General features: G+C 67.2%; 17 protein-coding genes. 9 read left to right on the top strand and 8 right to left on the bottom strand.

Features of this window, described 5'->3' with window-relative positions; genetic code table 11:
• The first annotated feature begins 168 nt into the window (after positions 1 to 168).
• A complete protein-coding gene (gene mbfA, locus VH569_RS26900) occupies positions 169 to 1,125 on the top strand; it encodes an iron exporter MbfA (RefSeq protein ID WP_423319359.1) in 957 nt (318 codons plus the stop codon).
• A gap of 113 nt (positions 1,126 to 1,238) precedes the next feature.
• The gene (locus VH569_RS26905) at positions 1,239 to 1,751 is read left to right on the top strand and encodes a MarR family winged helix-turn-helix transcriptional regulator (RefSeq protein WP_098739700.1); all 513 of its coding nucleotides are present in this window, start codon (positions 1,239 to 1,241) and stop codon (positions 1,749 to 1,751) included.
• A gap of 21 nt (positions 1,752 to 1,772) precedes the next feature.
• On the opposite strand, the gene VH569_RS26910 is transcribed toward VH569_RS26905, so the two are convergent.
• Positions 1,773 to 2,063: a hypothetical protein gene (locus VH569_RS26910; protein ID WP_423319362.1), complete on the bottom strand. Its 291-nt coding sequence runs from the start codon at positions 2,061 to 2,063 to the stop codon at positions 1,773 to 1,775.
• A gap of 168 nt (positions 2,064 to 2,231) precedes the next feature.
• Between VH569_RS26910 and VH569_RS26915 the strand changes: the two genes are divergently transcribed.
• Both VH569_RS26915 and VH569_RS26920 read left to right on the top strand, forming a co-directional pair.
• Entirely contained in the window at positions 2,232 to 2,933 is a 702-nt protein-coding gene (locus VH569_RS26915; RefSeq protein ID WP_098739701.1) for a response regulator, read from the top strand.
• Positions 2,930 to 4,342, top strand: coding sequence for an ATP-binding protein (locus VH569_RS26920; RefSeq protein ID WP_423319363.1), 1,413 nt, complete (start codon positions 2,930 to 2,932; stop codon positions 4,340 to 4,342). Before VH569_RS26915 ends, VH569_RS26920 begins: the two co-directional genes overlap by 4 nt.
• A gap of 147 nt (positions 4,343 to 4,489) precedes the next feature.
• Here the strand turns inward: VH569_RS26920 and VH569_RS26925 are convergent, their stop codons facing one another.
• Positions 4,490 to 5,179, bottom strand: coding sequence for a LuxR C-terminal-related transcriptional regulator (locus VH569_RS26925; protein ID WP_423319365.1), 690 nt, complete (start codon positions 5,177 to 5,179; stop codon positions 4,490 to 4,492).
• A 524-nt stretch (positions 5,180 to 5,703) separates the two neighbouring features.
• Here VH569_RS26925 and VH569_RS26930 point away from each other — a divergent pair.
• Positions 5,704 to 5,877: a hypothetical protein gene (locus VH569_RS26930; protein ID WP_199235437.1), complete on the top strand. Its 174-nt coding sequence runs from the start codon at positions 5,704 to 5,706 to the stop codon at positions 5,875 to 5,877.
• A 90-nt stretch (positions 5,878 to 5,967) separates the two neighbouring features.
• Here the strand turns inward: VH569_RS26930 and VH569_RS26935 are convergent, their stop codons facing one another.
• From VH569_RS26935 to hflK, 3 genes are all read right to left on the bottom strand, one after another.
• Complete coding sequence (locus tag VH569_RS26935; protein WP_423319367.1) at positions 5,968 to 7,617, bottom strand: DegQ family serine endoprotease; 1,650 nt, start codon at positions 7,615 to 7,617, stop codon at positions 5,968 to 5,970.
• Positions 7,618 to 7,817: 200 nt separating this feature from the next.
• Positions 7,818 to 8,753, bottom strand: coding sequence for a protease modulator HflC (gene hflC / locus VH569_RS26940; protein WP_423319369.1), 936 nt, complete (start codon positions 8,751 to 8,753; stop codon positions 7,818 to 7,820).
• A gap of 13 nt (positions 8,754 to 8,766) precedes the next feature.
• On the bottom strand, positions 8,767 to 10,029 hold the full coding sequence (hflK, locus tag VH569_RS26945; protein WP_423319371.1) for an FtsH protease activity modulator HflK: 1,263 nt from the start codon (positions 10,027 to 10,029) through the stop codon (positions 8,767 to 8,769).
• A gap of 173 nt (positions 10,030 to 10,202) precedes the next feature.
• On the opposite strand from hflK, the gene apbC reads away from it, so the two are divergent.
• Complete coding sequence (gene apbC / locus VH569_RS26950; RefSeq protein WP_423319373.1) at positions 10,203 to 11,375, top strand: iron-sulfur cluster carrier protein ApbC; 1,173 nt, start codon at positions 10,203 to 10,205, stop codon at positions 11,373 to 11,375.
• Positions 11,376 to 11,414: 39 nt separating this feature from the next.
• Here the strand turns inward: apbC and VH569_RS26955 are convergent, their stop codons facing one another.
• Complete coding sequence (locus VH569_RS26955) at positions 11,415 to 12,665, bottom strand: Hsp70 family protein (protein WP_423319375.1); 1,251 nt, start codon at positions 12,663 to 12,665, stop codon at positions 11,415 to 11,417.
• A 107-nt stretch (positions 12,666 to 12,772) separates the two neighbouring features.
• Complete coding sequence (locus VH569_RS26960; RefSeq protein WP_377809309.1) at positions 12,773 to 13,813, bottom strand: SDR family oxidoreductase; 1,041 nt, start codon at positions 13,811 to 13,813, stop codon at positions 12,773 to 12,775.
• A gap of 225 nt (positions 13,814 to 14,038) precedes the next feature.
• Here VH569_RS26960 and VH569_RS26965 point away from each other — a divergent pair, with 225 nt between their 5' ends.
• The 3 genes from VH569_RS26965 (at position 14,039) to VH569_RS26975 (ending at position 15,995) form a co-directional block, all read left to right on the top strand.
• Entirely contained in the window at positions 14,039 to 14,260 is a 222-nt protein-coding gene (locus VH569_RS26965; RefSeq protein WP_377809308.1) for a sulfurtransferase TusA family protein, read from the top strand.
• Positions 14,261 to 14,308: 48 nt separating this feature from the next.
• Positions 14,309 to 15,535: a DUF2478 domain-containing protein gene (locus tag VH569_RS26970; protein ID WP_423319377.1), complete on the top strand. Its 1,227-nt coding sequence runs from the start codon at positions 14,309 to 14,311 to the stop codon at positions 15,533 to 15,535.
• 133 nt (positions 15,536 to 15,668) lie between these two features.
• Entirely contained in the window at positions 15,669 to 15,995 is a 327-nt protein-coding gene (locus VH569_RS26975) for a DUF1244 domain-containing protein (RefSeq protein ID WP_423319378.1), read from the top strand.
• Positions 15,996 to 16,057: 62 nt separating this feature from the next.
• Here the strand turns inward: VH569_RS26975 and VH569_RS26980 are convergent, their stop codons facing one another.
• Positions 16,058 to 16,684, bottom strand: coding sequence for a glutathione S-transferase family protein (locus tag VH569_RS26980; RefSeq protein ID WP_423319380.1), 627 nt, complete (start codon positions 16,682 to 16,684; stop codon positions 16,058 to 16,060).
• Between the last annotated feature and the right edge of the window lie 35 nt (positions 16,685 to 16,719).

Raw genomic sequence — 16,719 nt, forward strand, 5'->3', positions numbered from 1 at the left:
GACATCTTGTAGCAGTCCCCCGGCGGAGGCCCGTCGGACGCCCTCCGGCAAAGCCGGATCACATCCTTGGCGGAGCCGGACCATACGAAGTGCCATGTTGCGAATGCCCCTTTCCGGAATAGCATCATTTGCAACACACCAACTCCCCGCGGCGAAGGCCTGACCCCCATGAAGAACTTCTCGGACCTGACGGAAAAGGAGCTGCTGGCACTCGCCATCGCGCTGGAGGAGGAGGACAGCCGCATCTACGACGAGTTCGCCCACGGTCTTGCCGACAATTACCCCGACACCGCCAAGCTGTTCCGCGCGATGGCGTCGGAGGAAAGCGGGCACCGCCATCGGCTGCTGGAACTGTTCCAGGCACGATTCGGCGACCACATCCCGCTGATCCGTCGCCAGGACGTGAAGGGCTTCGTCGAGCGCAAGCCGGTCTGGCTGACCCGCCCGCTGGGGGTCGACACCGTGCGGCGGCAGGCCGAATTGATGGAGGCGGAAACCAAGCGCTTCTACACCCGCGCCGCCGAGCGGTCGCAGGACACCGCAATCCGCCAGCTTCTGGGCGACCTGGCGGAGGAGGAGCGGCGGCACGAGGCCAAGGCCGAGCGGCTGGAGGCGAAATACGTCTCGCCCCAGGTGCGCGAGCAGGAGCACGAATCGGAAAGGCGCCTGTTCCTCCTGCAGATCGTCCAGCCGGGTCTGGCCGGGCTGATGGACGGGTCGGTGTCCACGCTGGCCCCGCTGTTCGCCGCTGCCTTCGCCACCCAAAGCAGCCATGAGACCTTTCTGGTCGGCCTCGCCGCCTCCATCGGCGCCGGCATCTCGATGGGCTTCGCCGAGGCGCTGTCCGACAACGGGTCGCTGACCGGGCGCGGCAGCCCGTGGCTGCGCGGTCTGGTCTGCGGCGCCATGACCACGCTGGGCGGGCTGGGCCACGCCCTGCCCTATCTGATCCCGCATTTCTGGACGGCGACCGCCGTCGCCATCGCCGTGGTGGCGGTGGAACTGGCCGTCATCGCCTGGATCCGCAACCGTTACATGGACACGCCGCTGCTGTCCGCCGCGTTCCAGGTGGTGGTCGGCGGGCTGCTCGTCTTCGGCACCGGCATCTTGATCGGCAGCGCCTGAGCGCGGGAGGAAAAGCCGGTTTCCAGAACGAGCTTGTTCTTGTAACCGGGCGCACGATTGTTTATGTCTGAGTTACTGTCCTAATTAGAATAAATCGAACCAACCGCGTCGCCATGGCTGACCTTAAAGCGGGCGTGAACCAGCTCTTCCTCCGCGAGGAGGAACTCCGCACCGGGATGGAGCTGCTTTTCTACGCCTATCGCGAATTCACCGCCGAACCGGACGAAATTCTGGCGGAGATCGGCTTCGGCCGCGCGCATCACCGCGTGATCTACTTCGTCGGCCGTTATCCGAAGATCACGGTGTCGGAACTGCTGGCGATCCTGAAGATCACCAAGCAGAGCCTGTCGCGCGTGCTGGGCGAGTTGGTCCGCCAGGGCTTCATCGACCAGCAGACCGGTGCCCGTGACCGAAGGCAGCGGCTGCTGGAGTTGACGGAAAAGGGTGTGGAGCTGGAGCGCCAGCTGTCCGAGACCCAGCGTCAGCGCATCGCCCGTGCCTATCGCATGGCGGGGGCCGAGGCGGTGGAAGGTTTCCGCAAGGTGATGATGGGCATGCTGGACGAGGAGGACCGGGCGAAATTCGCACCGCCCGTTCCCCCTGCCCGTCTTGCCGTCAAACGCTGATCCGGAAAATGTCGTAGCGGATCAGCCGGCTTTCGATTCGATGGTCTCCACCGGAGCTGCGGTTTGGGCCTCCGTCGGCGTTGCCTCGGTCGGCTTTGCTTCGGTTGCGCCGTCGGCCGGCTTTTCAGCGGCCGTCTTCGCCTCGTTGGGATTGCGGCGGCGGAAGCCGCCCTTGCGGTACACCACGTTTTCAGAAGCGCCAGGTGGGCATTGAACGATGTTCCCGCCCTTCGCCAGGAAGGCACGGGTCATGTCGGCGAGGTCTTGGGAGTCCAGGTCCCGGGGGTCGTTGGACCTGTGGTGGTCGGCCATCGTGATCGCTCCTCGTGTCTCTCGGCCCTCAGCGGAGGGCACATGGAGGTTAACACGGATCAAGGCCAAAACGGCCAAGCGCTTACACGACTGCCCGCCATGCATACCCAAGATATGTTCGGCAGGCACCTCTATGTCGATTGCGGGGAGCCGCGTTATAGTCCGGCCATGACCGAAGATCAGCCCCACATCCTGGTCGTCGACGACGACACCCGCCTGCGCGAACTCTTGCGCAAATACCTCGCCGGCAACGGCTTTCTGGTCAGCACCGCCCGCGACGCCGCCGATGCGCGGGCACAGCTGGGCGGGCTGGCCTTCGACCTGCTGGTGCTCGACATCATGATGCCGGGCGAATCGGGGCTGTCGCTGACCGAATCGCTCCGGCGCGAGCGGGACCTGCCGATCCTGCTGCTGACCGCCCGCGACGAGCCGGACGACCGCATCGCCGGGCTGGAAGCCGGGGCCGACGACTATCTCGCCAAGCCCTTCAACCCGCGCGAACTGCTGCTGCGCATCAACTCCATCCTGCGCCGGCAGGCGGCACGCCCGCCGGAACCGACGGCGCCGCCGGCGGCTCCGGTCCGGCTCGGTCCACTCACCTATCTGCCCGACCGGGACGAGTTGCGCCAGGGCGACGAGGTGATCCGCCTGACCACGGCGGAGGCCAGCCTGCTGCGCATCCTCGCCACCTCGCCCGGCATCACCTTTACGCGCGACGAGCTGACCGAACGCAGCAAGGTCGCCGGCAATGCCCGCACCGTCGATGTCCAGGTCACACGCCTGCGCCGCAAGATCGAGGCCGACCCGCGCGAGCCGCGCTACCTCCACACCGTCCGCGGCGAGGGGTATGTGCTGAGGCCCGATCCGTGACGGCGAGCGGGCAGGCCGGGGCCGACAATGCAGCGGCCAAGCGGGCGGCGGTCCGCCGGGCCGAACGGCGGCGGCGTACGCCGTTCCTGAAGAGGTTTCTGCCGCGCACCCTGTTCGGACGGTCCCTGCTGATCATCGTCACGCCGGTGATCCTGGCCCAGGCGGTGGCGACCTGGATCTTCTACGATCGGCATTGGGACACGGTGACGAACCGGCTGGCCTATGGGGTTGCCGGCGACATCGCCACCGTCATCGCCGTGCTGGAACACGACCCGACGCCGGAGGGGCGCGACTGGACGTTGGCCACCGCCGCCCGCACCACCGACCTGATCGTCACGCTGGAGCCTGGCCAGATCCTGCCGGAGCAGCGTCGCCAGCAGAGCGGCCTGCTCGGCGGCCTGCTGGAACGCACGCTGGGCAAGGCGCTGGAGGACCGGGTCGGCCGCCCCTTCACGATAAACACCCGCGTCGCCCATGAATGGTACGAGATCCGGGTGCAGATGGCCGACGGCGTGCTCTCGGTGATGTCGCCGGAGCGCCGGCTGTTCACGCCCACCAGCTACATCTTCATTCTGTGGATGGTCGGGTCGGCCATCGTGCTGTTCGCCGTCGCCATCCTGTTCATGCGCAACCAGATCAGGCCGATCAAGCGGCTGGCGATTGCCGCCGATGCGCTGGGCAAGGGACGCGACGTCTCCAACTTCAAGATGGAGGGGGCGACGGAGGTACGGCAGGCGGCATCCGCCTTCCTGCTGATGCGCGAGCGCATCCAGCGCCAGATCAACCAGCGAACCGAGATGCTGGCCGGCGTCAGCCACGATTTGCGCACGCCGCTGACCCGGATGAAACTGGCGCTCGACATGATCGAGGATCCCGACCTCGACCCCGAGGTGGAGGAACTGAAGGCCGATGTCGCCGAAATGGAGGAGATGATCGAAGGCTACCTCGCCTTCGCCCGCGGCGAGGGGACCGAGGCGGTGCAGCCGACCGACCTGACCCGCCTGCTGAACGAGGTCGCCGCCGGTGCCCGGCGCGAGGGAACCGAGGTAACGCTGACCGCACCGGAGGGGCTGTCCCTTCCGCTGCGGCCCAACGCGGTCCGCCGCTGTATCGCCAACCTGCTGGTCAATGCCGGTCGCCATGCCGGCTCCGCCTGGGTCAAGGCCGAACGCGAGGGCGGCACCATCGAGATCACGGTGGATGACGATGGCCCCGGTATTCCCGCCTATCTGCGCGACGACGTGTTCAAGCCGTTCTTCCGCGTCGACAGCAGCCGCAACCTCGACACCGGCGGCTCGGGCCTGGGGCTGACCATCGCACGCGACGTGGCGCGCAGCCACGGCGGCGACATCACGCTGGACGACAGCCCATACGGCGGCCTGCGCGCGGTGATCCGGCTGCCGATCTGATCCGATGAGGTGATGCCATGAAAAAGCCCGCCTTCATTCAGGCGGGCAATTCATGTCATGCAATGACGGCCTCGTCCCCCACCCTCCCTACGAGCAATAAAGTGCAGGCAGGAAAGGTGGGAACGGGGGCAATGGACGAGCGCGGGGTTACTGGTTCGCCGCCGCCGCGACGACATTGGCGCCGGCAAGCTCGCCGCCGATGCCGTTGTTCAGCGCCCAGATGGCGGCCTGGGTGCGGTTGGAGGCGTTGATCTTGCGCAGCAGGCTCTTCAGGTGAACCTTCACGGTGGCTTCCGTGATGTTCAGGTGGTTGGCGATCATCTTGTTGCTGTCGCCGTTCAGCAGGCAACGCAGGATCTGCACCTCACGCTGCGACAGGCCCTTGCGCGACACCGGCATCTCGGTGCCGTTGCCGTTGACCCGGCCGGAGATCAGCAGAGCCGCCAGATGGGTCGGGAACACCTTCTCGCCCATCATCACCAGCTTCAGCGACTGCGCCAGCGCGTCGGACGACAGGTCCTTCATCAGATAGCCGTCGGCACCGGCTTCCAGCGCGTTCGCCAGGCGGCGGGTGCACAGGTCGCTGGTCAGAATGACCAGCCGGGTGTCCGGCAGCAGGGCGCGCAGGCGGCGCATGCCGTCGGCTTCCTCGTCGCCGCCATTCTGCAGGTCAAGAAGGACCAGCTGAGGCCGAATGCCGTTCTCGACCGAACCCAGCGCCTCCCGCAGGTTTCCCGCCTCGGCGACGATCTGGAAGGGCGAATCGTCGAGCAGGCGCTTCAGCCCCTCGCGAAACAGCTTGTTCGAGTCGATAAGAAAAGCGCGCACTGAGTCCATCGTCCGCTCCCGCAATTTTAGTCGATCGTCATGACGTCGTGGCCAGGGTGGAGGCCGTTGTACAGAGGAAGGTCCCGACGCATTGGCGATTCGGCGATTACCCCTCGATAGCTTCGGCAGGCCGTTATTTAGGGGGAGGTTACCCCCGTGTCGTGTCCTACGGTACCACTCTCCGGAGTTAAAAGAAGAACGCATTGGGCATATGCGCAAAGCCTCTCCAAGATTTCCGGATCCAAAGATATCACAGCAGCGAACATTGTTATGCGCAAAGGCATTAACTGTTTTGTTAACCACCACTTATTTGCGTATGAGCGTATCTCCTAAGCAATCAATACCGCAAAATTCTCACATCGGGTTGCTCCGATCACTGCCGACGGGATGACGCCAACAGATACCCCGAATGGAACGTCCGTACTTTCGACATAGAAGAGGCCGCCGCCGCCGTCGTAGCCTTGACCCTGCCCGGTCGTGCATGCGCATTTCCGCCGGCTTCCGCCACCCGGCGAAGAGAGGATGAGGACAGGATGGGCTGGCAGATCATCGCCGCCGCCATGGCGGGCTATCTTGTGCTGCTGGGACGCAGTGCCTGGAAACAGGGCGAGTTCCTCCAGTACCTGCGCAGCCTCGCCATCGTCGCCACCCTATGCGCCCTGCTTGCCGGCGCCGTCGCCCTGGCGATGCTGCTGGACGGAGCATAGGCGCGCGGCCAGCCCCTTCTCCCACTGCCCACAAACGAAAAGGGCGCCGGCGGTTTCCCGCCGGCGCCCTTCTTAATTGCCCGCAGACGATCAGCTGAGCGGGATCGCCACGAAGCGCAGGTCGCCCTTGCGGTCGACCAGCAGCAGCACCGACTTCTTGCTCTGCTCCTTGGCCTTCTGGACCTTGGCGGTCACGTCCTCGGGCTTGCGGACCTCTTCCTGGCCGACCTCGATGATGACGTCGCCGGCGCGCAGGCCCTTTTCCGCCGCGGTGGAGTTGCCCGCCACGTCGGTGATGACCACGCCCTTCATGTCGGGCTTGATCTCGTACTGCTGGCGCAGTTCCGGGGTGATGGCGGTCAGCTTCATGCCGAGGGATTCGGTCGGCTTCTGGGCCGGGGCCTTGTCCTTCGGCGGTTGCTTCTCGTCCGGACCGGCGGCGAGCAGACCCTGTTCCTCTGCGGCCTCAAGCTCGCCGACCTTGACCTGGACGGTCTGCGACTTACCCTTGCGCCACACTTCGACCGGGACGGCCTTGTCGATGGAGGTTTCGGCGACGACGCGCGGCAGGCGGCGCATCTCGTCGATTTCGCGGCCATCGAACCTGGTCACGACGTCACCGGCCTGGATGCCGCCCTTGGCGGCCGGGCCGTCGGGGGTGACGGAGGCGACCAGCGCGCCCTTGTGGCCGGGCAGGCCCAGGCTTTCGGCGATCTCCGGCGTCACCGCCTGGATACGCACGCCCAGCCAGCCGCGACGGGTCTTGCCATAGTCCTTCAGCTGCGCCACCACCTGCTTGGCGAGGTTGGACGGAATGGCGAAACCGATGCCGACCGACCCGCCCGACGGCGAGAAGATGGCGGTATTGATGCCGATGACCTCGCCGTTCAGGTTGAACATCGGGCCGCCGGAATTGCCGCGGTTGATCGAGGCGTCGGTCTGGAGGAAATCGTCGTACGGGCCAGCGTCGATGTTGCGCTGGCGCGCCGAGATGATGCCGGCGGTGACCGACCCGCCGAGGCCGAACGGGTTGCCGATGGCCAGCACCCAGTCGCCGACACGCATGGCGTCGCTGTCGCCGAAGGGAACGGCGACCAGCGGGTGGCTGGTCTTGATCTTCAGCAGGGCGAGATCGGTCTTGCTGTCCTTGCCGACCAGCTCCGCCTTGATGTTGGTATCGTCTTGCAGGATGACGGTGATCTCGTCGGCGTCCTGAACGACGTGGTTGTTGGTGACCACATAGCCGTTCTTGGCGTCGATGATGAAGCCGGAACCGAGCGACGTCGCCTTGCGCTGCGGCTGGTCCTGCTGCTGCTGGCGGTCGAAGAAGTCCTTGAAGAAGTCCTCGAAGGGCGAGCCCGGCGGGAATTGCGGGATCTCCGGCCGCTGGCCCTGCGGACGCTGCGGCGCGTTCTGGCTGGTGGAGATGTTGACGACCGCCGGCAGCAGCTTTTCCGCCAGATCGGCGAAGCTGCCGGGCGCATTGCGGTTCGGCGTTGCAGCTTGAGCTTGGGCCGGAGCGGCGGCGATGCCGCCCATCACGGCGCCGCCGGCCATGACCGACGTCATGCCCCAGACGATCGCGGCAACGAGCGGCCGGACGCCCGCCTTGCGAGGCCGGGCCTCGGCCACGGCGCCGCGCGTGGCGGGTTCGAAGTTGGGTATGCGAATCAACGTGCTCTCCCTACCAGACGTCCGGCCGATTCCATGGACGGGAGCGGCCGCCCAGTTCTGGGCCATATATGTGTTGGGCCAAGAGTATGGCCGCAAGATGGCGTGCCGGTCCAGTCGGCACCAGTGGAAAACTTAAGGCCGGAGTTTTCTTTTGAACTCTTGCTGCGGACCACAGGTCCATCGGCTCGCCCGGCCCGACAGCATTGCGGCCGGACCGGGGGAAACCCCGATCCGGCCGCAAGCCGTTTCGACCCTGTCGCGCGGCGTTACTGCGCCGGAGCGGCCGGCGCGGGGGCCGGTGCCGGAGCCGATGCGGGTGCCGGGGCACCACCGCCGACCTGCGGGCCGGCGCCGTTGAAGTAACGGAAGAACTCACCGGTCGGCGACAGCACCATGGTGGTGTCGTTGCCGTTCAGCGACTTGCGATAGGCCTCAAGCGACCGGTAGAAGCCGTAGAAGGCGGGATCCTGCGAGGTCGCCTCGGCGATCAGCTTCAACGCGCTGTTGTCGCCTTCACCGCGCAGGATCTGCGCGTCGCGCTGGGCCTCGGCGATGATGACCGTGCGCTCGCGTTCGGCACGCGACTTGATCTGCTGCGACTGCTCCTGGCCCTGGGCGCGGGCCTCGGACGCTTCGCGTTCACGCTCGGACCGCATGCGGGCGAAGATCGACTGGCTGGTCTCCTCCGGCAGGTCGGCGCGGCGGATGCGGACATCGACGATCTCGATGCCGAAGCGCTTGGCCTCGTCGTTCACCTGCCCCTTGATGTCGGTCATGATGCGGGCACGTTCGTCCGACAGCACGGCCAGCACCGTGACGTTGCCGAGCACGCGGCGCAGGGCCGAGTTGACGATGGAGTTCAGGCGGGTTTCGGCCACCGCCTCGGTCCCGGCGGTCTGGTAGAAGCGCAGCGGGTCGTGGATGCGGTAGCGGGCGAAGGCATCGACATCCAGGCGCTTCTGGTCGGCCAGGATGACCTGCTCCACCGGCGGGTCGAGGTCGAGGACGCGGCGGTCGAGCAGCCGGACCTCCTGGATGAAGGGGATCTTCACCTTCAGGCCCGGATCCTGGATCACCCGGCGCGGCTCGCCGAACTGCAGGACGAGCGCCTGCTGGGCCTCGTTGACGGTGAACAGGGCGGACGACGCGATGACGCCGAGGGCGACGATGGCGATACCGGCGATGGCGAGGGTGCGTTTCATGATGCGATCCTCCTCACTGGCCGGACATTGACGGGTTCTGGGAAGAATTCTGAGGCAGCGCGGACAGCGGCTGCGTCTGCGTGCCGGATCGCGCGCCCCCCTGGTTGCCGCCCTGGTTGGACGGAGCCTGACGCGGCGCCTGCTGCGGGGCCGGCGTGGCATTCGGGGCCAGCTGGTTCAGCGGCAGATAGGGCACGACGTTCTGCGCCGAACCCTCGACGATGATCTTGTTCCGGCCGCGGAAGATCTCCTCCATGGTCTCCAGATACATGCGCTTGGACGTGACGTCCTTGCTCAGCGCATAGGCTTCGTAAACCTTGCGGAAGCGGTCGGCGTCGCCCTGCGCCAGGCTGACCACCTGCTCGCGGTAGGCCGAGGCCTCCTGCACCAGCCGCTCCGCCTCGCCGCGGGCGCGCGGGATGATGTCGTTGCGGTAGGCTTCCGCCTCGTTGCGGGCGCGTTCGCGGTCGGCGCGGGCACGCTGCACGTCGTTGAACGCGTCGATGACCGGCTGCGGCGGATCGGCCTTCTGCAACTGGACCTGGGTGATCTCGATGCCGGCCTGATACTCGTCCAGCATGGTCTGGAGAAGCTGGCGGGTCGAGGTTTCGATCTGCTGGCGCGCTTCGGTCAGCGCCGGCTGCAGGTCGGTGCGGCCGATGACCTCGCGCATGGCGCTCTCGGCGGCCTTCTTCACCGTCACTTCCGGCTCGCGGATCTTGAACAGGAAGTTGCCGGCGTCCTTGATGACCCAGAACACCGTGAAGTCGATGTCGACGATGTTCTCGTCGCCGGTCAGCATCAGCGACTCGTCCGGCACGTCGCGGTCGTTGCGGCCGCCGCCGACGGAGGACCGGTAACCGACCTCGATGCGGTTGACGCGCGTCACCTTGGGCAGCAGCACCGTCTCGATCGGCGACGGCAGGCGGTAGCGCAGGCCGGGCTGTTCGGTGCGGGTCCACTCGCCGAAGCGCATGACGACGCCCTGCTCGTCCGCCTCGACGCGGTAGATGCCGCTGGCGAGCCAGATCAGGCCGAGCACGCCGGCAACCAGCGCCACGCCGCGGCCGCTGCCGAAGCCGCCGGGCATGGCGCGCCGCAGGCGATCCTGGCTGCGCCGCAGAAGATCCTCAAGGTCGGGAGGCTGCGGGCCGCCGCCACCGCCGCCATTTCCTCCGCCCTGGGGACGGCCCCACGGGTTGCCCGGGCCATTGTTGCCCGGCGGGGGACCCCAGGGGCCGCCACCTCCGCCCCCACCTTGATTGTTCCACGGCATCCGACTCTGTCCCCCTTCTGCGATTCGTCCCATCATGTGGAAGCGCAATGGCTTAAGCCCCGCGCATCCCTTTACCGATCTCGTCCGTCGGTCCTATAGTCCCCCATACCCTTCGGCAAGGATTCCACCAACGGATATCCGCCAATATCGGGAAGACAGCGGAGTTTTCAACCATGGCGCAGATCAGCGAAGCTCAAGTCATGCAGGCGCTGAAGACCGTCATCGACCCGGACCGGGGCGGCGACATCGTCAGTTTGGGCATGTTGTCGGGCCTCGTGGTGCGCGACGGGCATGTCGCTTTTTCCATCGAAGTGGACCCCAAGCGCGGCGCCCAGGCCGAGCCTCTGCGTCACGCCGCCGAGAAGGCGGTCGATGCCCTGCCCGGCGTCCTTTCGGTCACCGCGGTACTGACCGCCCATCGCGCGGCACCGCAGGGTGCGGCACAGAGCCACACGCATTCGCATGGTGGGCAGCACGGCCACTCCCATGGCCATTCCCATGGAGGGGCACCGCAGGGAGCGCCGCAGGGCGACCCGCAGAAGCCGCTGGTTCCCGGCGTGAAGGCCATCGTCGCGGTGGCGTCCGGCAAGGGCGGCGTCGGCAAGTCGACCACCTCGGCCAATCTGGCGCTGGCGCTGGCGGCGAACGGGCTGAAGGTCGGCCTGCTCGACGCCGACATCTACGGCCCGTCGATGCCGCGCATGATGGGGATCGCCGGCCGGCCGAACAGCCCCGACGGCAAGCGCCTGGAGCCGATGGAGAATTTCGGCGTCAAGGTGATGTCCATGGGCTTCCTGGTCGCCGAGGACACGCCGATGATCTGGCGCGGACCGATGGTGATGAGCGCGTTGCAGCAGATGCTGCGCGACGTGAACTGGGGCACCCTCGACGTGCTGGTGGTGGACATGCCGCCGGGCACCGGCGACGCCCAGCTGACCATGGCCCAGCAGGTTCCGCTGGCGGGTGCGGTGATCGTCTCCACCCCGCAGGACATCGCCCTGCTGGATGCCCGCAAGGGGCTGAACATGTTCCGCCGCGTCGATGTACCCGTGCTGGGCATCATCGAGAACATGAGCTATTTCTGCTGCCCCAACTGCGGCCACCGCACCGACATCTTCAGCCACGGCGGCGCCCGCAAGGAAGCCGACGATCTGGGCATGGAGTTCCTCGGCGAGATCCCGCTTCACCTGTCGATCCGCGAGACCTCCGACCAGGGCCAGCCCATCGTGGTGTCGCAGCCGGACTCCGAGCATGCCCAGGCCTATCGCCGGATCGCGATGCGCCTGTGGGAGAAGATCGGCGGCGGCACCGGCGGCCGTGCGGCACCGCGCATCGTCGTGCAGTGACCGGTCAGGGGTGGGAGGTCGCCTCCCACCCCGTCCCGTTCATCCGTAGCGCCGCAACGCCTCCACCGTCAGCCCCAGGCCGACGGAGCCGAAGATGTTGCCTTCCACCACCCGCGCGCCCGGCGCCTCGGCCAGGATCGCCGCGCGGACCTGGGGCAGCAGGGTGGAGCCGCCGGTCAGGAACACCGCGTCGATGCGGTCGGCGGTCACGCCTGCGTCGGACAGGCAGTCGCGGATGCGTGTGCCGATGCGGGCCGCCAGCGAGCCGGTGGCGCGGTTCAGCGCCTGCCGATCCACCGCCAGGGCAAGGTCCCCGTCGCCCCAATCCAGCGCCAGCTGCGTCGCCTCATGGTCGGACAGGGCGATCTTGGTGCGCTCCACCGCCATCGCCAGCGCATGGCCCTGGCGATGTTCGACCACGCCGATCAGGCGCTCGATCTTCTCCGGCTCGGCGGAATCGCGTTGCAGGCGCTCCAGCTCGGCCATCGCCTTGGCGGTGTAGAGGAAATTGATCTTCGACCAGGTGGCCAGATCGAAATAGATGCTCTTCGGCGCCAGCAGCCCGGCGCGCTTCATCGCGCTGCCCAGCCCCAGCTCGGGCATGGCGGTGGCGAGGCTGAGGTCACGGTCGAAATCGGTGCCGCCGACGCGGATGCCGTCGTTGGCCAGGATGTCGCCGGCCCGGTCCGCCTTGCCGCGCCGGTCCGGCCCGATGCGGACGACGGAAAAGTCCGACGTGCCGCCGCCGATGTCGGCGATCAGCGCCAGTTCCTCGCCCGCCACCTGCTGCTCGTAGTCGAGGGCGGCGGCGATGGGTTCGAACTGGAAGGAGACGTTGCGGAAGCCGGCGGCCTGCGCGATCCGGCCCAGCGTCTCTTCCGCCGCGGCATCGCCGGCCGGGTCGCCATCGACGAAATGGACCGGGCGGCCGACGACGACGTCGCCCAGTTCCTCGCCCAGCGCATCCTCCGCCCGCTTCTTCACCAGATCGAGGAAGGTGCCGATCACCGCGCGGAAGCTGATGCGGCCCTTGCGGAGTGCGGTGTCGGCGTCGATCAGGTCGGTGCCGAGCATCGACTTGATCGAGCGCATCAGCCGCCCCTCCACCCCCGACACATAGCCGTCGATGGCGGCTTGGCCGATGGTGGTCCGGTCATGTTCGAAGTCGAAGAACACCGCGGTCGGCAGGGTCGTCCGCGTGCCGTCCAGCGCCAGCAGCCGGAAGCCGTCCGCATCCTGTACGCCCAGCGTCGTGTTCGAGGTGCCGAAATCGAGCCCGCACGCCGTCATGTCCCGCCTCCTGCCCGGATGACCGGTGCGGCCAGCCGCCGCACCGGAAAAGGGGCGAGCGTATAACGGCTCCGGACCGCCGGATCAAGCGCCCTGCCGATCAATCGTCACATGTGGCGCATCGCCCTGCCCGCCAGAGGACGGCTGGCCAGCACCACCGGCAGCAGGAACAGGGTCAGGTTGGTCCAGGAGAAGGCACGCCCTCGCCCCTCCTCCCGGCCCCGGCCTCTGCCCCTGCCGTGCTCCGGCTGCCGTTCCATCCAGCCGCCGCTGGCGCCCTGGTATTCCGGCATGGCCGTCAGCACGCCGCCCGAGGTGTCGGGGGCGGAGCGGTTCTGGAACATGTCGCGCTCGATGGTATGAGCGAGCGCTCGCTCGGTCATCTGCGGCGCCATGGCGTTGCCGACGGCGGCGAGACGCCCCTCGGCGCCGACGAACAGCTCGCGCTGGGGATTGGCCGCCAGCGACAGGATGGCCGCGGCGACCTCCTCCGGCGGGTGGATCGGGTTCAGCGGCTTGATTGCCCGGCCGGTGTAGTTGGCGGCATGCTGCCACAGCGGGGTGTCGATGGAGGCCGGCATGACCATGCAGACATGGATGTCTGGCTCGTCCACCAGCTCCTGCCGCAGGGATTCGGAGAAACCGCGCACGGCGAATTTCGCCGCCGTGTAGGGGGTGGCATAGCGCTGGCCGATGTTGGACACCATCGACGCGGTGTTGATGACGATGCCCTCCCCGCGGTCGAGGAAATGGGGCAGAACGGCGCGGCAGCCATGGACCATGCCGAAGAAGTCGGTGCGCACCACCTGTTCGAACACCTCGTCGGGGATGTCCTCGAAACGGCCGAAGGCGATGACGCCGGCATTGTTCACCCAGACATCGATGCCGCCGAAGGCCTGGATGGCACGGTCTGCCAGAGCCTGCATCGCGCGCTGGTCGGTTACGTCGGTCGGCACCACCATGGCGCGGCCTCCGGCCTCGATGCACTCCTCCGCCACCTCGTGCAGAGCCGCCATCCGCCGGGCGGCCAGGATCACCGCGGCCCCCTGGCTGGCGAACTCCAGCGCGGTCGCCCGACCGATGCCGCTGGAGGCGCCCGTGATGACAACCACCTTGTCGCTCATATCGCTGCCCGGCCGCTTCGCCATGACCGCAGTCCTTTCGTCAAAGTTTCTCGGGGCAAATTCCTTGCGATTGCGCCGTACAACAGCGCAGGGACCGGAAAATTTCGGACGAGGGTCGACCGCGGCGCATGCGGCCGTCCCGCCGCCGGTCTGGAGATGCGGAGACGAACCGGCTACAGTCACACGTCCAGTAAGGATTTTGTCCTCAACCAGTGTGGAGCGGGCGCGGTGCCGGCGAGAGAGCTTGACGTGAAGGGGCTGCATTGCCCGTTGCCCATCCTGCGCACCCGCGCCCTGCTGAACGGGATGGAGGCTGGGGAGGAGCTGGTGGTCTACGCGACCGATCCGGCCTCCGTCATCGACTTCAAGCATTTCTGCAACACGACCGACAACGCGCTGCTGTCGCACGAAACCCAGCCGGACGAAATCCACAAGACGGTCTTCGTCTACCGCATCCGCCGCGGCGTCTGAGGCGTCCATCGCCGCCCGTCCGCCGTCCCGCGAAAGGTCCATGCCCCGATGCCGCTTCCCCCCGCGATTCTGCCGCCCCTGCGTCCCGGCGCCGTCATCCATGGCCCCGGCTCCTATGGCGTCGATACGCTGCTGGACGGCTTTTCGGCGGAGCTGAAGCGGCGCGGCTTCCGTGTCGGCGGGCTGGTCCAGCGCAACCACGGGCCGGGCGACGATTGCGCCGAGCGGATGGAACTGGTCGATGTCGCCACCGGCCACGCCTATGACATCACCCAGAAGCTGGGCCGGGAATCGCAGTCCTGCCGCGTCGATCCGACCGGCGTGGCGGAAGCCAGCCAAGCGATCCGCAACGCCGTCGCGTCGGGCGTCGACCTGCTGGTGGTTAACAAGTTTGCCGGGCTTGAATCGCATGGCGACGGCCTGTCGGATGAGATGCTGGCCGCCATCGCCGAAGGCATTCCCGTGCTGACCAGCGTCGGCAGCCGCTATCTCAACGAATGGCAGACCGCGACCGGCGGCTTCTGCGACCTGCTCTCGCCGGTGGCCGACGCGCTTTGGCGCTGGTGGGGGCCGCAGCGGATGTACCAGGATCTGGTGCAGGGCGTCGCCGATGCCGACGTCCGCCGCGTCGTCACCGGCGACAAATGGGTGCTGGTGGAAACCGCCGATGGCCTCGGCGTCGCCGCAAGGCAGGCGCCGGCGGCTGAGGACGATGCGCAGCGCTGGACCGGGCGGAGCCTGCGCGATCTTGCCGCCATGGCCGCTCAGTCCTGGGATCCGCTGGAGATCGCCGTCGGTGTCGCCGCCCTGAACGCGCATTACAACCGTCCCGAGGTGACCGGCGTCCCCGGCAACGGACTGGACCTGTTCGCCGCGGTCGAGGGCCGGGTCGTGGTGATCGGCGGATTCCCGCAGCTTGCCCGCCGCCTGCCCCGCGCCAAGGTGATCGACATGAACCCGCAGGACGGCGAGTACCCCGAGGCCGCCTGCGACTGGCTGCTGCCGGGCGCCGATGCGGTGGCCATCACGGCGTCGGCCTTCGCCAACCGCACCCTGCCCCGCCTGCTGCGGGTTTCGGCGGGAGCGGAGGTGGCGATGGTCGGCCCCGGAACGCCGCTGACCCCGCGCCTGTTCGATTACGGGATCCAGTCGCTGGCCGGTTTCGTCGCCATCGACCTCGAGGCGGTGGTGCGCACCATCGCCGGCGGTGGCGGTTCGCGCGATTTTCATCCCTATGGCCGGATGGTCACTCTGCACCGGCCATCCCATTCTTAGATCGGATCGCGTAAAATCGGACTCGATTTGACGCGTGAATCCGATCGTCAAACTTAAAGCTATAGCTCCGTGCGTTTCATAGTAAACGCATGGAGCTGTAACTGAACAAGAATACTGGAGGAGTTGAGACCCCATGGCCGATCTGGACCACCAGACCCGCGTCGAACTGGAAGCCGCCGCCTTCCGCGGTCTGGTCGAACATCTGCGCAAGCGCACCGACGTGCAGAACATCGACTTGATGAACCTCGCCGGCTTCTGCCGCAACTGCCTGTCGAAATGGTACGCGGCGGCCGCCAAGGAACGCGGCGTCCAGTTGTCCGACGAGGATGCCCGCATCGCCGTCTACGGCATGCCCTATTCCGAATGGAAGCAGAAGCACCAGAAGGAAGCCACGCCCGAACAACAGAAGACGTTCGAGGATACCAAGCCGCTGCACGCCGAGATCAGCGGCCACCGGTAAGCCCCCCATAGCCTTTACCAAGCCCCCTTCCCGCGCCGATGCACGGAGAAGGGGGCAACGCCTCAGGCGTTCACCGAAAAGGGCTGCACCACCGCCTTGAACTCCGCCATCGCCTCGCAGGCGTCGGAATGGGCGGCGAGCGCCGGCCAGCGGGAGCGGTCGAACACGGCTGGGTGGGCTTCGCCGACGAAGCGCAAGGCACAGCCGGCGGCGATGTCGGCATGGCCGATGCGGTCGCCGAACCACCAGGGACCGGGAGCGGCGGCGCGGTCGGCCTCCAGCACGTCGAGGACGGCACCGATCTGGCCGGTGCAGCGCTCCATCCACAGATCGGACCGTTCCTTGTGCAGGACGCGTTCGTAGACAAGGCTGACCGCCTTGTCGGCCAATCCCGTCGCCAGCGCTGAGAGCTTCAGCGACCGTCGGCGCTCCGGCCCCTGGCGGGCGATCAGTGCCCGGTCCGGTCCGGCGGCCTCGTCGAGATGATCGAGGATGGCGCCGCTTTCGATCAGCACCTCGCCATCCGCCAGCACCAGCGTCGGCACCCGCTTCAGCGGGTTGAAGCGTGCGACCTCTGCCGCGTCGGAAAAGACCGACCATGGCCGATGCTCGTACGCCATGCCGTAGAGGCGCAGAGCGATGGCGACGCGACGCACGAAGGGCGAATCATACTGTCCGATCAGAATCATCGACATAATCCCTGTTGATGGATGGGCCCCGCTGA

This window comes from Azospirillum sp. 11R-A (assembly GCF_049472615.1).
GTDB classification, from domain to species: Bacteria; Pseudomonadota; Alphaproteobacteria; order Azospirillales; family Azospirillaceae; genus Azospirillum; species Azospirillum palustre.

Coding starts and splice junctions, on each gene's coding strand:
- hflK (WP_423319371.1), bottom strand. CDS start 10,029: ATGCCGTGGAACAATCAAGGTGGGGGCGGAGGTGGCGGCCCCTGGGGT.
- VH569_RS26955 (WP_423319375.1), bottom strand. CDS start 12,665: ATGACGGCGTGCGGGCTCGATTTCGGCACCTCGAACACGACGCTGGGC.
- VH569_RS26915 (WP_098739701.1), top strand. CDS start 2,232: ATGACCGAAGATCAGCCCCACATCCTGGTCGTCGACGACGACACCCGC.
- VH569_RS26980 (WP_423319380.1), bottom strand. CDS start 16,684: ATGATTCTGATCGGACAGTATGATTCGCCCTTCGTGCGTCGCGTCGCC.
- VH569_RS26910 (WP_423319362.1), bottom strand. CDS start 2,063: ATGGCCGACCACCACAGGTCCAACGACCCCCGGGACCTGGACTCCCAA.
- VH569_RS26935 (WP_423319367.1), bottom strand. CDS start 7,617: ATGGCCCAGAACTGGGCGGCCGCTCCCGTCCATGGAATCGGCCGGACG.
- VH569_RS26930 (WP_199235437.1), top strand. CDS start 5,704: ATGGGCTGGCAGATCATCGCCGCCGCCATGGCGGGCTATCTTGTGCTG.
- hflC (WP_423319369.1), bottom strand. CDS start 8,753: ATGAAACGCACCCTCGCCATCGCCGGTATCGCCATCGTCGCCCTCGGC.
- VH569_RS26970 (WP_423319377.1), top strand. CDS start 14,309: ATGCCGCTTCCCCCCGCGATTCTGCCGCCCCTGCGTCCCGGCGCCGTC.
- VH569_RS26925 (WP_423319365.1), bottom strand. CDS start 5,179: ATGGACTCAGTGCGCGCTTTTCTTATCGACTCGAACAAGCTGTTTCGC.
- VH569_RS26975 (WP_423319378.1), top strand. CDS start 15,669: ATGGCCGATCTGGACCACCAGACCCGCGTCGAACTGGAAGCCGCCGCC.
- VH569_RS26960 (WP_377809309.1), bottom strand. CDS start 13,813: ATGGCGAAGCGGCCGGGCAGCGATATGAGCGACAAGGTGGTTGTCATC.
- apbC (WP_423319373.1), top strand. CDS start 10,203: ATGGCGCAGATCAGCGAAGCTCAAGTCATGCAGGCGCTGAAGACCGTC.
- mbfA (WP_423319359.1), top strand. CDS start 169: ATGAAGAACTTCTCGGACCTGACGGAAAAGGAGCTGCTGGCACTCGCC.
- VH569_RS26905 (WP_098739700.1), top strand. CDS start 1,239: ATGGCTGACCTTAAAGCGGGCGTGAACCAGCTCTTCCTCCGCGAGGAG.